The sequence below is a fragment of the Variovorax frigidus genome (assembly GCF_051216515.1).
In the GTDB taxonomy this organism is placed as follows: Bacteria; Pseudomonadota; Gammaproteobacteria; order Burkholderiales; family Burkholderiaceae_C; genus Variovorax.
Genome location: NZ_JBPJZF010000008.1, coordinates 112854 through 125596, shown reverse-complemented (window position 1 = coordinate 125596; position 12743 = coordinate 112854). Strand labels below are relative to the sequence as shown.

Below are 12743 nucleotides of genomic sequence, written 5' to 3'. Positions count from 1 at the left end.
TCTCCTTCAGGTCAGTGAATCGATGGCCGCTCTGCCTTGCGGTGGAGCTGTGTGGCCGGCGTGGAATCACTGTAGAAGCAGTGACATTCCCGACCCGGTAGGACGCCCGGGGATGCAACCGTAGGCACAAGCCGACGGGGACCGTGATAATCGAGCGCACGCCTCAACGACACAGAGACACGCGCGCCGAACCATGATCATTCACAGCCTGCTGGACACCGACCTCTACAAGTTCACGATGATGCAAGTCGTGCTGCATCATTTCCCGGGGGCGCGGGTCGAGTACCGCTTCAAGTGCCGCAATCCCGGCGTCGACCTGGCGCGCTTCGCCAGCGAAATCCGCGAGGAAGTGCGCGGCCTCTGTTCGCTGCAGTTCAAGGACGCCGAACTGTCCTACCTGCGGTCGATGCGTTTCATCAAGAGCGACTTCGTCGACTTTCTCGGGCTGTTCCGGCTCAACGAGAAGTACATCGACATCACGCCGCTGCCCAACGGCGAGCTCGACATCAGCATCAAGGGTCCCTGGCTGCACACCATCCTGTTCGAGATCCCGGTGCTGGCCATCGTCAACGAGGTCTATTTCCGCAACACGCAGCCCCAGGCCGATGTCGCCGAGGGACGGCGCCGGCTCGAGACCAAGATCGGGCAACTGCAGGCCGAAGGGCTGTCGGATCTGAAGATCGCCGACTACGGCACCCGCCGCCGCTTCTCCAAGTCCTGGCACGAAGAGGTTCTGCGCACGCTGAACGCGCGGCTCGGTGCGGTCACGACGCCGGTGCAGCGCGGCGCGCAGTTGCCGCAACTGGCCGGCACCAGCAACGTGCTCTACGCCATGAAGCTCGGCCTGATTCCGCTGGGCACCATGGCGCACGAATACCTGCAGGCCTGCCAGGCGCTGGGGCCGCGGCTGCGCGACAGCCAGATCTTCGGCTTCGAATCTTGGGCCCGCGAGTACCGCGGCGACCTGGGCATCGCGCTGTCCGACGTCTACGGCATGAGCGCCTTCCTGCGCGACTTCGACCTGTACTTCTGCAAGCTCTTCGACGGCGCGCGTCACGACAGCGGCGATCCGTTCCAGTGGGGCGAACGCATGCTCGCGCATTACCTCGCGAACCGGGTCGATCCGCTGACCAAGACGCTGATCTTCAGCGACGGCCTTACGGTGCCGCGCACCATCGAGCTGTACCGCCAGTTCCGCGGCCGCTGCCAGCTGGCTTTCGGCATCGGCACCAACCTGACCAACGACCTGGGCTACGAACCGCTGCAGATCGTGATCAAGATGATCCGCTGCAACGACCAGCCGGTCGCCAAGCTGTCCGACACCCCCTCCAAGAACATGTGCGAAGACGAGAAGTACCTGGCCTATCTGCGCCAGGTCTTCGAGATCGCGCAACCCGCAGCGTGAGCGGCCTCGTTCGCACCGCGCCCGTTGTGCGGCGCGTGGCGCTGCCGGCCGGGCTCGTGCTCCTGCTGTGCCCCGCGCTGGCGCAGGCGGCGGCGTTCGATGGCAGCCAGCTGTCCGCATGGTGGGGCGTTCCCTTCGCCGCCATGCTGCTGTCGATCGCGTTGATGCCGCTGCTCATTCCCGCCTTCTGGCACCACCACTACGGCAAGGTCACGGCGGGATGGGCACTGGCCTTCCTGGTTCCCTTCGGCCTCGTGTTCGGACTGCCGGTGGCCGGCGCCGAATTCGTGCATGCGCTGCTGGCCGAATACATTCCCTTCATCCTGCTGCTCACGGCGCTCTACACGGTGGCCGGCGGCATCCACATCCGCGGCAACCTGCGTGGGGCGCCCGGTCTCAACGTGGCGATCCTCGCGCTCGGCGCGGTGCTGGCGAGCTTCATGGGCACCACCGGCGCGTCGATGCTGCTGATCCGTCCGCTGATCCGCGCCAACGACAACCGCGTCCACCGCGCACACGTGGTGGTGTTCTTCATCTTCATCGTGTCGAACATCGGCGGCTCGCTCACGCCGCTTGGCGATCCGCCGCTGTTCCTGGGTTTCCTCAAGGGCGTCGACTTCTTCTGGACCGCGCGCAACATCCTGCCCGAGACGCTGTTCATGACCGCCGCCCTGCTGGCGATGTTCTGGCTGATCGATCGCCACTTCTACCGAAAGGAAGGCGTGCTGCCGGTCGATCCGACCCCGGACACGCGGCGCATCGGCTTCGACGGCGCGATCAACTTCTGGCTGCTCGGCGGCGTGGTCGCGCTGGTGCTGATGAGCGGCACCTGGAAATCGACGCTGGCGTTCGACGTCTACGGCACGCCGGTCGGCCTGCCCGGGCTGCTGCGCGATGCGGGGCTGGTGGCGCTGACCCTGCTGTCGCTCAGGATCACGCCGCGCGCGGTGCACACGGCCAACCAGTTCGGCTGGGCGCCGATGGCCGAAGTGGCCAAGCTCTTCGCCGGCATCTTCCTGACCATCGTGCCGGTGATCGCAATGCTCAAGGCGGGTGCGAACGGGCCCTTCGGCGCGGTGGTGGCTGCCGTCACGCGCGCCGATGGCCAGCCCGATCCGGCGATGTACTTCTGGGCCACGGGCGCGCTGAGCTCCTTCCTGGACAACGCGCCGACCTACCTGGTGTTCTTCAACACCGCTGGCGGCGATCCGGTGGCTCTGATGACCACCTACGCCAGCACGCTGGCGGCCGTGTCCGCCGGCGCGGTGTTCATGGGCGCCAACACCTACATCGGCAATGCGCCCAACCTCATGGTCAAGGCCATCGCCGAAGACCGCGGCGTGCGCATGCCGAGCTTCTTCGGCTACATGGCGTGGTCGGGCGTGTGCCTGCTGCCGCTGTTCGTCCTCGTCACCTTCATCTTCTTCCGCTGAATTTCCAGGAGTCCCGACCGATGCTCAAGCCCCATATCCTCGTCACCCGCGCCGTGTTTCCCGAGATCATCGAGAAGCTCAAGCTCCACTTCGAGGTGGAGGCCAACACGGACGATGTCGAATGGCAGGGCGAGGAACTGGTGCGTCGGCTGCAGGGCAAGCAGGGTGCGTTCACCACCGGCGGCGTCAAGATCGACGCGGCGGTGCTGGCCGGCTGCCCCGAACTCAAGATCTGCGCCAACATGGCGGTGGGCTACAACAACTTCGACATCGAGGCCATGACGCGCCACGGCGTGATGGCGACCAACGCGCCCGACGTGCTGACCGAAACCACCGCCGACTTCGGTTTCGCGCTGCTGATGGCCACCGCGCGCCGCGTCACCGAGAGCGAACATTTCCTGCGCCGCGGCGAGTGGAAGACCTGGCGCTACGACATGTTCGCCGGCTCCGACGTGCACGGCAGCACGCTCGGCATCCTGGGCATGGGACGCATCGGCCAGGGCATCGCGCGGCGCGGTGCGCTGGGCTTCGGCATGAAGGTGATCTATCACAACCGCTCGCGCCTCGACGCCGGCATCGAGGCCGAACTCAAGGCCGACTACGTGAGCAAGGAGGAGCTGCTGAAGTCGGCCGACCACCTGGTGCTGGTGCTGCCGTATTCGCCGGCGTCGCACCATGCGATCGGCGCCGCCGAACTGCGCCAGATGAAGCCCACGGCCACGCTGGTCAACATTGCGCGTGGCGGCATCGTGGACGACGCCGCGCTGGCCGCGGCCCTGCGCGAGCGCACGATCTCGGCGGCCGGCCTGGACGTGTTCGAGGGCGAACCGTCGGTGCACCGGGACCTGCTCACGGTGCCCAACGTCGTGCTCACGCCGCACATCGCGAGCGCGACCATCCCCACGCGCCTGGCCATGGCCAACCTGGCGGCCGACAACCTGATCTCCTTCCTGGGTGGCAAGGGGCCGCTGACGCCGATCGTTCCCGTCGCGCCCGCCGTGCCCGCCGTGCCCGCCCGCAAGTAAGCGAGGCACCCCCACGTGCCGACTGCCGAAACCGGACTCTGGATCCTGCTGGCCCTGGTGGCCTTGAACTTCGTCCTGCTGGTGGTGCTGCTGATGCGGCGCCCGCCGGCAGACCACCATGCCGAATTGACGGCCGCGCTCGCCGCCGGCAACGAACGCGCCGAACGCGGGCTGCGCCAGGAGATCGGCGACTCCGCGCGCAGCACGCGGCAGGAGCTGGGCCAGAACTTCGCCAGCTTCCAGGCCGCGCTGGTACAGCAGGGCGCCGAAGCGACGCGCACGCAGAACGCGCAGATCGACGCTTTCGCGCAGCAGCTCACTTTGCTGCAGAAGACGCTGGCCGACACGCTCAGCACGCAACTGCAGGGCCTGTCCGAATCGAATGCGCGCCGCCTGGCCGAAGTCCGCGCGACCATGGAGACGCAACTCGCGCAGCTGCAGCAGAGCAACGCCGCCAAGCTCGACGAGATGCGCCAGACGGTCGACGAGAAACTGCAGACCACGCTGGAGGCGCGCCTCGGCGAGAGCTTCAAGCAGGTGGCCGACCGGCTCGACCAGGTGCACAAGGGCCTGGGCGAGATGCAGACGCTGGCCGTCGGCGTCGGCAGCCTGCAGCGCGTGCTGACCAACGTGAAGACGCGCGGCGTGTTCGGCGAGGTACAACTCGAGGCCTTGCTCGAACAGGTGCTCACGCCCGACCAGTACGCCAAGCAGGTCGAGACCAGGCCGCGCAGCGGCCAGCGCGTCGACTTCGCGATCCGCTTCCCGGGGCGCGGTGACGATGGCGCACCGGTCTGGCTGCCCATCGATGCCAAGTTCCCGCGTGACGACTACGAGCGCCTGATCGACGCCCACGAGCGCGCCGATGCCGCCGGCGCCGAACTGGCAGCCAAGGCCCTGGAAGCACGCATCCGCACCGAAGCCAGATCGATCGCCGAGAACTACCTCGCGGCGCCGCACACCACCGACTTCGCGATCCTGTTCCTGCCGGTCGAGAGCCTCTACGCCGAGGTGCTGCGCCGGCCCGGCCTGATGGACGCGATCCAGCGCCAGCACCGTGTGACGCTGGCCGGCCCGACCACCCTGCTGGCCATGCTCAACAGCCTGCACATGGGCTTCCGCACGCTGGCGCTGGAGCACCAGGCTTCAGAGGTGTGGAAGGTGCTGGGCGCGGTCAAGACCGAATTCGAGCGCTACGGCGAATGGGTGGCGCGCATCAAGGAGCAGGTGGCCAAGGCCTCCGACACGCTCGACAAGGCCGACACGCGTGCCAAGCAGATGCGCCTGGCGCTGCGCAAGGTGGAAGCCCTGCCCGAAGCGCAGTCGCAGGTGCTGCTGCCGACCACGGCCGACACCGACGGCGACGGCACGCCGTGAAAGGCGCCGAACTCCTGCGCGTCATCGGGGCCCAGGTGTGCCTGCATGCCACCATGGCGGGGATGCGGCTCGCCACCCCCTTGCTGGCGCTGCAGCAGGGCTACAGCGCGGCCGCGGTCGGGGTGCTGATCGCGCTGTTCGCGCTCACCCAGGTGTTTCTGGCGCTGCCCGCGGGCCGCTTCACCGACCGGTACGGGTTCAAGCGGCCGCTCTGGTTCTCGGTCATCGCGGCGTCGGTCGGCGCGGGGCTGGTGGTCGTCTTTCCGACCTTCCCGGTCATGTGCCTGGCGGCCCTGCTGACCGGCGGCGCCACGGGCGCGACGGTGATTGCGCTGCAGCGCCACGTGGGGCGCTCGGCCACCGACTCGACGCAGCTCAAGCGCGTGTTCAGCTGGCTCGCGATCGCGCCGGCCGCGGCCAACTTCGTCGGCCCCTTCCTGGCCGGCATGCTGATCGACCACGCCGGCCTGGCGCCGGCGGACCTGATGGCCTTCCGCATCTGCTTCGCGGTGATGGCCGTGCTGCCGATCCTGTGCTGGATGCTCGCGCGTGGCGCGCACGAGCCGCCGCTGGTGGTTGCCGCCGCGGGCGCCGTGCCGACGCGCGCCTGGGACCTGCTGCGCGAGCCGATGTTCCGGCGCCTGTTGTTCGTGAACTGGCTGCAGTCGTCGAGCTGGGACGTGCACGCCTTCGTGCTGCCGGTGCTGGGGCATGAGCGCGGCATCAGCGCCTCGGTGATCGGCTCGATCCTCGGCGCCTTCGCGATCGCCGCGGCCTTCATCCGCGTGGTGCTGCCGCTGATCGCTTCGCGCGCCTCGGAGCGCAGCGTGATCCTGATCTCCACGCTGGTCACGGCGGCGGTGTTCTCGGTCTATCCGCTGCTCGAGTCGCCCTGGACCATGGGCCTGTGCTCGGTGTTGCTGGGCTTCGCGCTGGGGGCCGTGCAGCCGATGGTGATGAGCATGCTGCACCAGATCACGCCCCACACGCGGCATGGCGAGGCGCTGGGCCTGCGGCTGATGACCATCAACGCGTCGAGCGTGGCCATGCCCATGCTCTTCGGCTCGCTCGGCGCGCTGATCGGCATCACCGGCGTGTTCTGGGTGGTGGGCGGCGTGCTGGTGGTCGGTGCGCGTGCGACCTGGGGACTGAAGCTCTGAGCCGAGCCGGCACCGACGCGGTGCCGGCCTCGGCGCGACCTACAACGCGTAGAAGCGCTTGACCGCGGCCCAGGCGTCTTCGGGCGTGTCGACGTAGCGGAACAGGTCGATGTCCTGCGGCGAGATCACGCCTTCGTCCACCAGGAAGTCGAAGTCGATCAGGCGCTTCCAGTACTCGGAACCGAACAGCACGATCGGCACCGCCTTGGACTTGCGCGTCTGCACCAGCGTGACCACTTCGAACAGTTCGTCGAGCGTGCCGAAGCCGCCGGGGAAGGCCACCAGTGCCTTCGCCCGCATCATGAAGTGCATCTTGCGAATGGCGAAGTAGTGGAACTTGAAGCTCAACGCCGGCGTGACGTAGGGGTTGGGTTCTTCCTCCATCGGCAGCGCGATCGCCAGGCCGATGTTGAGACCGCCGCCTTCATGCGAGCCGCGGTTGGCCGCCTGCATGATGCCCGGGCCGCCGCCGGTGCAGATGAAGAGCTTGTCCTCGGGCTCCTTGTCGAGGCTGTACTGCGCCACCAGCTTGCCGAAGGCGCGGGCCTCCTCGTAGTAGTGCGAGTTGCGCGCCAGTTTGCGCCAGCGCTCGGCGGTCACGGTATCGCCCGCGGCTTCGGCCTGGGCGATGAGCGTGGCCGACTCCTCCTCGCTGCGGAAGCGCGCGCTGCCGAACACCACCACCGTGTTCTCGATGCCGTGTTCGCGCATCTGCAGGTCGGGCTTCATCAGCTCCAGCTGCATGCGCAGGCCACGGGTCTCGCGGCGCAGCAGGAATTCGGGGTCGGCGAAGGCCAGGCGCGACGGGTCGCGGTCCAGCGGCAGGCCCTTGTCCGAATGCGCCTGCAGCGTGGCCCAGGCGTCGGCCAGTCGCTTGTCGTGAAGGTCGTGTGTGGTGTTGGTCATGGGTGAATCGAACGAGAAGCAAGCATCCGATTGTGCCGCCTGACCATCGGCGGCTTGGGCGGCCCCCCAAAGACCGTGCGCTCGCCTGAGGCGATGCGCACCGTCTGCCTGCTCAGAAGTACACGCCGACGATCGGGCCGGTGCCGGTGGCAACCGGGCGCCCGATCGGCTGGTGGGTGTTCGTGTCGTAGGTCACGACGTTGCCGGGCAGCCCGGGCACGAACGAGAAGAACGCCGCCCCGATCGTGCCGCCCAAGGGCGCGGAAAAGGCCGGAGACGCGGCGCCCAGGTCGCTCACGTAGGCGCGCCGACCGTCCGCGCTGAAGGCTGCGACCACGGGCGCGTGCTGCGTCGGCACCACCTTGACGACGGTGTCGGTGCGCGTGTCGACGATCGAGAGGGTGCGGGTGCCGACATTGCACACATACAACTGGCTGCCATCGGGCGTGAGCGTGCCCGAGACCGGGGCGCTGCCTGGCGGCAACTGCAGGCTCTTCACCACCGCCCAGGCCTGGGTGTCGATCACCGAAATGCTGTCGCTCAGCTCGTTCATCGCGTAGAGCTTGCTGCCATCGGCGGTCAGCGCGCCCCAGTCGGGGCCGACCCCCTGCACCGGCAGACGGGGCCGGAGCTGGGCACCGGTCTGCGCATCGTACGGCGCCACCGTGCTGTCGGAAAAGAACACGTAGAGGCGCTGGCCGTCGGGACCGATTTCCACGGCGATCGGCGATCCCGACAGGGCAAAGCTGCGCACCACCTGATCGCGCCGGGTGTCGATCACGTCGACCACCGAAGCCGAGGTGGGCACATACAGAAAGCGGCCGTCGGGCGAGAGCTGTATCGAGGCGAAGGGCAGGCCGTGGGTGGGGATCTTCTTGACCACGGTGTCGGTGCGCGTGTCGATGACCGCGATCTCGCTGCGCTCCGGTCCGAAGTTGTCGACGTAGATCTTCGAATGGTCCGGCAACACCCGCAGCACGGTGGGGTGCGAGCCGACGTCGGTGATCTTCTTCACCAGGGTCTGGGTCGCGGTGTCGATCACATAGACCGCGCCTTCGCCGGACACCGGCACATAGCCGAGATGGCGCGCGGCTGCGGCCGGCGCCGGTGCGGCGGGTTCGGCGGCTGCCAGCCGCATCGCCGGCAGCAATGCGGCTGCCAGCAGCAGGGCGGCGACGGCACGTGGCCATCGTGTCAAGGGGTGAGGGCTGTTCATGGCCGTGGGCTCCTGCAGGCGCTTCGATGGACGCACGTGTGCGACGCGCCTCAGAGCAGAGGCACCCAGGCCGGAACGCCCGGGCCGGCTTGGGTCGGGATCGGCGCGCCCACCGTTTGATCGGTCTTCGGATCGAACACGATCACCTGTCCCGGACCGAGCAGGCCCAGGGTCACGAGGTTGCCGAACAGCACCGCCTCGCCCAGCGGTCCCTTGAACTTCGCCGAGCTCGGGCCCAGGTCGCTGATGTAGCCGCGCGTGCCGTCGGCGCTGAACATCACGCTGGTGGTGGAGCCGGTGGTGGGAATGATCTTGGTGATCTTGTCGGTGGCCACGTCCAGCACGCGCAGGCCGGTGTCGCCGAACACCGTGACATAGAGCTTCGTGCCATCGGGCGACAGGGTGGAGACGAAGGCGCCCGGATCGGAGGGGCGGTAGATGCCGCTGGCGTTGGTGCTGATGGTTTTGGTCAGCATCCAGTTGGCGACGTCGATCATGCCGATCTGGTTGACCGTGTCGACATAGAGCTTCTTGCCGTCGGCGGTGAAGCTGAACCAGAAGGGCGCGAGGCCGCCGCTCCAGATCGGCCGGCGGATCTCTGCGCCGGTGAGCGGGTCGTAGACGCCCAATAGGCCGGATTGGAAGCCCACGTACAGCTTGCCGTCGGGCCCGCTGATCGAGGACACCGGGATGTCCGGAAAGCGCAGCCGGCGCACCACGGCATCGGTCTTGGTGCTGACCACTTCGACCACGAAGCCCACCTCGGGCAGGTAGATCTCGCTGCCGTCCTGGGAGGTGAAGGCGCCCAGTGGAGTGCTTTCGACCGGCACCGTTTTCACCCCGCCGCTCTTGCGGTCGATCACCGAAATGGTGGCGGGCACGAGGCCGAAGTTGTCGACGTAGATCTTGCTGCCGTCGAGCGTGGCCGCCATCACCGCGGGACGCGATGCGGGGCGCGGCAACGAGAAGCGTTCGGTGATTCTGGCGGTGGCCGTGTCGATCACCGCGACCGTGTCGTTCGCCACCTCGGGGAGGTACAGCTTGCCGGGTGGCCCGACCGGGGCGGGTGCCTGGGCCTGGGCCAGGCCGGCGACGAGGCACAGGCTCGTCAGCAGGGCGCGCAAAGAGCGCCTGCCGTGGTCCATCGGCGTTTGAATGGTGCGCATGAGAGCAACCTTTTTGGAGTGAGTTGAAGGAAGGTGCAGAAACGGCGGCGATCGTAGGAGCGCGCCGGAGCCTTCGAACGTCTCGACAACGACAGGGATGCAGTCAGCCTCCAAATCCATCACGCTTCGGGAACGCGCACGACGACCGGCACGCGCACGCGGTGCCGGGGGACACGAACCGATGACAAACGCGGAGGATCAGCGCCTCTTGCGTGAGGGGTGAGGGCGGCCTCTGAGCGCTCGAGGCACTCGAAGGCCGTGCGCAAGGCCTCGGTCATGCGCAGGCATCGAACAGGGCACAAACGACAAGGGCTCCTTGCGGAGCCCTGTGGGAGGTGTCGGAACAAGGCCCGGAGGGCCTCGTTTCTCGTCAGACGCGCTTGCGGTATTCGCCCGTGCGGGTGTCGATTTCGATCTTGTCGCCTTGCGCCACGAACAGCGGCACGGGCACTTCGAAGCCGGTCGAGATCTTGGCAGGCTTGAGCACCTTGCCCGAGGTGTCGCCCTTGACGGCGGGTTCGGTCCAGGTGATTTCGCGCTCGACGCTGGTCGGCAGTTCGACCGAAATGGCCTTCTCGTCGTAGAACACGACTTCGAGCGACATGCCGTCTTCGAGGTAGTTCAGCGCGTCGCCCATGTTCTCGGCTTCGACTTCGTACTGGTTGTACTCGGTGTCCATGCAGACATACAGCGGGTCTGCGAAGTAGGAGTAGGTGCACTCCTTCTTCTCGAGCACGATCTGCTCGATCTTGTCGTCGGCCTTGAACACCTGTTCGGTGTTGAAGTTCGCGACCAGGCTCTTGAGCTTCATGCGCACGGTGGCGGAGTTGCGGCCGCCACGGCTGTATTCGGTCTTGAGGACGACCATCGGGTCCTTGCCGTGCATGATCACGTTGCCGGCGCGGATTTCTTGAGCGATTTTCATAACGTTGTCTGGCTGGTTGGCCGCTGGGTCGCGGCAGGCCGTCGAAGCTATTTGCAATCAGCGATTGCAATGCTGCGGACTTGGAAATTCGCAGTTGGACAGCGGCGGCAAATTTTGGAGAGCCGCTGATTTTAGCGGTTTTCACGACGCGCTCCCATTTCGGGCAGACTTGGCGGGTGCAAAACGACACTCTCAACGACATCGCCGCCGCGCTCGTCGCGGCCCGTCGCAGCGGCATCGCCGCCGACGACACCCCCTGGAAAGACACGGCGCTGACGTCGCAAGACATCCACACCGTGCAGGAACGCGTGGCCGCCGAACTGGGCTGGTCCGACGGACCCGATGCGCCCGCCGCCTGGAAGGGCGGCGGTCCGACGCCGACTTCGGTCGCCGCGTTCGCCCGTCTGCCGCCGGTCTGGGTGCGTCCGTCGCCGGGCCGTCTCGCGGTCAGCGACTTCCATCGCCTGGGCATCGAGATCGAGGTCGCGTTCCGTCTGGCGCGCGACGTGTCGGCGGTCGACCTGGCGGCCCGCGCGGTCCACGACCCGGCCGCGCTGTTCGATGCGATGGCCGTGTCGATCGAACTGGTCGACTACCGCTGGCAAGGCGGCGAGCATGCGCCGGCACCGCTGCGCATGGCCGACGTGCAATCCAACGGCGCGCTGGTGCTGGGCGATTGGCGGCCGATGCAGGCCATGGACTGGCAACAACAGGTCGCGACGCTCACCATCGATGGCGTGCCGGTCGGCCGCTACCAGGGCGCGCACCCCTGCGGCGATCCGATGTGGATGGCGCCGCAGTGGCTGCAGCATGGCGTCGCGCGCCACGACCGGCTGCCGGCCGGCAGCGTGCTGACCACAGGGTCCTGGTGCGGCATGGTCTGGCTCGAAGGGCCAGCCGTGGTGCATGCGGCCTTCCAGGGGATCGGCGAAGCGACGCTGACCTTGGTCTAGTTTCTCGGAAGGGCGTCGACGAAGCGCATCAGTTGCGTCAGCAGATCGTCCTGCGCATGCAGTGCGTCGCGCGCATGCACTGTCGCGGCGCCCCATGATGCGAGGGTCGCCGTGTCCGGCGCCACCGGCAGGTCGTCGATCGTGTCGTTCCACGCGTGGTGAAACGCGCGCAGGCTGGATGGCGCCTCGATCGCATCGAGCAAGGCGTCGAGCTTGACATGGTGCGCGTCGTCGTCCTGCGGGTAGATCTGCCAGGCGAAGGGCCGGCCGGCCCAGAGCGCGCGGACCAGCGAGTCTTCGCCGCGCACGAAATTCAGGTCGCAGCTCCACAGCAGCGCGTCGAAGCCGTCTTGCGTCAGCAGCGGGAGGAAGTGGATCGACAGACGACCGGAGGTGGCGGCCGTCGCATCGGCCGCAAGGCCCAGCGCCGCACGCACCGCCTGCGCGGCCCGGCCGGCCGTGACCAGCAAGCGCACCGGCGCGTCCCCCGACGCCCATTGACCGAGCAGCGCAGCAAGCTGCGCGGGCTCGTAGCAGAACAGCGACACCAGCCGCTCGCCCGGCTGCCACCCGATGCGCTGCGAGGCCAGCCAGGCCGCGCGGTCGAAGGCGAGCTGGCGTGCCGCCAGATCGGGCTCGCGCAGCAGCCCGCCCGTACGCACGCTGAACCCGGGATAGAAAAAACGTTTGGTCAGGCCTTCGCCCGGGCCACGGAACACCGAGGAGGGCAGGGTGTGCAGCCGCTCGACATACGGTTCGGCCGACAGGTACTCGAGGTTGATCCAGGCCCCGCGAAAGCCCGGTGCCCGAGCGTGTTCGGCGTGGCGTGCGATCAGCGCAGGCGCCGGCTCGCAGCCGAAGCCTTCGACGAGCACGTCGGGTGGTGCGTCTTTCGCCGCGGCCTCGACCGCATCGGCGTTCGACCAGTCGACCACCTCGACGCCCGCGCATCCGCCGGGCGCCATCCACGCCAGCGCGCGGCCATCGTCGACCCACAGCCGCGCGCTTTCACCGCGCGCGGCCAGCTGGCGCGCGAGGCGCCAGCAGACGCCGAGGTCGCCATGGTTGTCGATGACTCGGCAGAAGATGTCCCAGCGCATGAAGTCCGTCCGCAAATGAAAAGGCCCCCGCGGCCTGTCGATCGCGGGAGCCTAGCGCATTGCCGCACGGCGTGCGG

The 12743-nt window shown here is 67.7% G+C and carries 11 protein-coding genes; 6 read left to right on the top strand and 5 right to left on the bottom strand.

Going from position 1 to position 12743, the window contains the following annotated elements:
• Positions 1-193 precede the first annotated feature (193 nt).
• The 5 genes from pncB (at position 194) to ACSFBC_RS23790 (ending at position 6400) form a co-directional block, all read left to right on the top strand.
• Complete coding sequence (gene pncB / locus ACSFBC_RS23810; RefSeq protein ID WP_435512805.1) at positions 194-1405, top strand: nicotinate phosphoribosyltransferase; 1212 nt, start codon at positions 194-196, stop codon at positions 1403-1405.
• Between the two features lie 26 nt (positions 1406-1431).
• Positions 1432-2838: a sodium:proton antiporter gene (locus tag ACSFBC_RS23805; RefSeq protein WP_435512964.1), complete on the top strand. Its 1407-nt coding sequence runs from the start codon at positions 1432-1434 to the stop codon at positions 2836-2838.
• A 20-nt stretch (positions 2839-2858) separates the two neighbouring features.
• The gene (locus ACSFBC_RS23800) at positions 2859-3863 is read left to right on the top strand and encodes a 2-hydroxyacid dehydrogenase (RefSeq protein WP_435512804.1); all 1005 of its coding nucleotides are present in this window, start codon (positions 2859-2861) and stop codon (positions 3861-3863) included.
• 93 nt (positions 3864-3956) lie between these two features.
• Entirely contained in the window at positions 3957-5240 is a 1284-nt protein-coding gene (locus tag ACSFBC_RS23795; protein ID WP_435512963.1) for a DNA recombination protein RmuC, read from the top strand.
• Positions 5237-6400, top strand: coding sequence for an MFS transporter (locus ACSFBC_RS23790; RefSeq protein ID WP_435512803.1), 1164 nt, complete (start codon positions 5237-5239; stop codon positions 6398-6400). Before ACSFBC_RS23795 ends, ACSFBC_RS23790 begins: the two co-directional genes overlap by 4 nt.
• A gap of 39 nt (positions 6401-6439) precedes the next feature.
• Here ACSFBC_RS23790 and ACSFBC_RS23785 read toward each other — a convergent pair whose 3' ends face one another.
• From ACSFBC_RS23785 to efp, 4 genes are all read right to left on the bottom strand, one after another.
• Positions 6440-7306, bottom strand: a complete 867-nt coding sequence (locus tag ACSFBC_RS23785; RefSeq protein ID WP_435512802.1) for an LOG family protein — start codon at positions 7304-7306, stop codon at positions 6440-6442.
• Between the two features lie 112 nt (positions 7307-7418).
• The gene (locus ACSFBC_RS23780) at positions 7419-8522 is read right to left on the bottom strand and encodes a YncE family protein (protein WP_435512801.1); all 1104 of its coding nucleotides are present in this window, start codon (positions 8520-8522) and stop codon (positions 7419-7421) included.
• A gap of 50 nt (positions 8523-8572) precedes the next feature.
• Complete coding sequence (locus tag ACSFBC_RS23775) at positions 8573-9688, bottom strand: YncE family protein (protein ID WP_435512800.1); 1116 nt, start codon at positions 9686-9688, stop codon at positions 8573-8575.
• 370 nt (positions 9689-10058) lie between these two features.
• Positions 10059-10613, bottom strand: coding sequence for an elongation factor P (gene efp, locus ACSFBC_RS23770; protein ID WP_435512799.1), 555 nt, complete (start codon positions 10611-10613; stop codon positions 10059-10061).
• A 176-nt stretch (positions 10614-10789) separates the two neighbouring features.
• On the opposite strand from efp, the gene ACSFBC_RS23765 reads away from it, so the two are divergent.
• A complete protein-coding gene (locus ACSFBC_RS23765; RefSeq protein WP_435512798.1) occupies positions 10790-11566 on the top strand; it encodes a fumarylacetoacetate hydrolase family protein in 777 nt (258 codons plus the stop codon).
• On the opposite strand, the gene earP is transcribed toward ACSFBC_RS23765, so the two are convergent.
• A complete protein-coding gene (gene earP, locus ACSFBC_RS23760; RefSeq protein WP_435512797.1) occupies positions 11563-12666 on the bottom strand; it encodes an elongation factor P maturation arginine rhamnosyltransferase EarP in 1104 nt (367 codons plus the stop codon). The two genes, ACSFBC_RS23765 and earP, sit on opposite strands and share 4 nt — an antisense overlap.
• Positions 12667-12743 lie beyond the last annotated feature (77 nt).

Excerpts from the sequence above, each read along its gene's own strand:
- ACSFBC_RS23795 (WP_435512963.1), top strand. The coding sequence starts at position 3,957 with ATGCGGCGCCCGCCGGCAGACCACCATGCCGAATTGACGGCCGCGCTC.
- ACSFBC_RS23780 (WP_435512801.1), bottom strand. The coding sequence starts at position 8,522 with ATGAACAGCCCTCACCCCTTGACACGATGGCCACGTGCCGTCGCCGCC.
- earP (WP_435512797.1), bottom strand. The coding sequence starts at position 12,666 with ATGCGCTGGGACATCTTCTGCCGAGTCATCGACAACCATGGCGACCTC.
- ACSFBC_RS23800 (WP_435512804.1), top strand. The coding sequence starts at position 2,859 with ATGCTCAAGCCCCATATCCTCGTCACCCGCGCCGTGTTTCCCGAGATC.
- ACSFBC_RS23785 (WP_435512802.1), bottom strand. The coding sequence starts at position 7,306 with ATGACCAACACCACACACGACCTTCACGACAAGCGACTGGCCGACGCC.
- efp (WP_435512799.1), bottom strand. The coding sequence starts at position 10,613 with ATGAAAATCGCTCAAGAAATCCGCGCCGGCAACGTGATCATGCACGGC.
- ACSFBC_RS23775 (WP_435512800.1), bottom strand. The coding sequence starts at position 9,688 with ATGCGCACCATTCAAACGCCGATGGACCACGGCAGGCGCTCTTTGCGC.
- pncB (WP_435512805.1), top strand. The coding sequence starts at position 194 with ATGATCATTCACAGCCTGCTGGACACCGACCTCTACAAGTTCACGATG.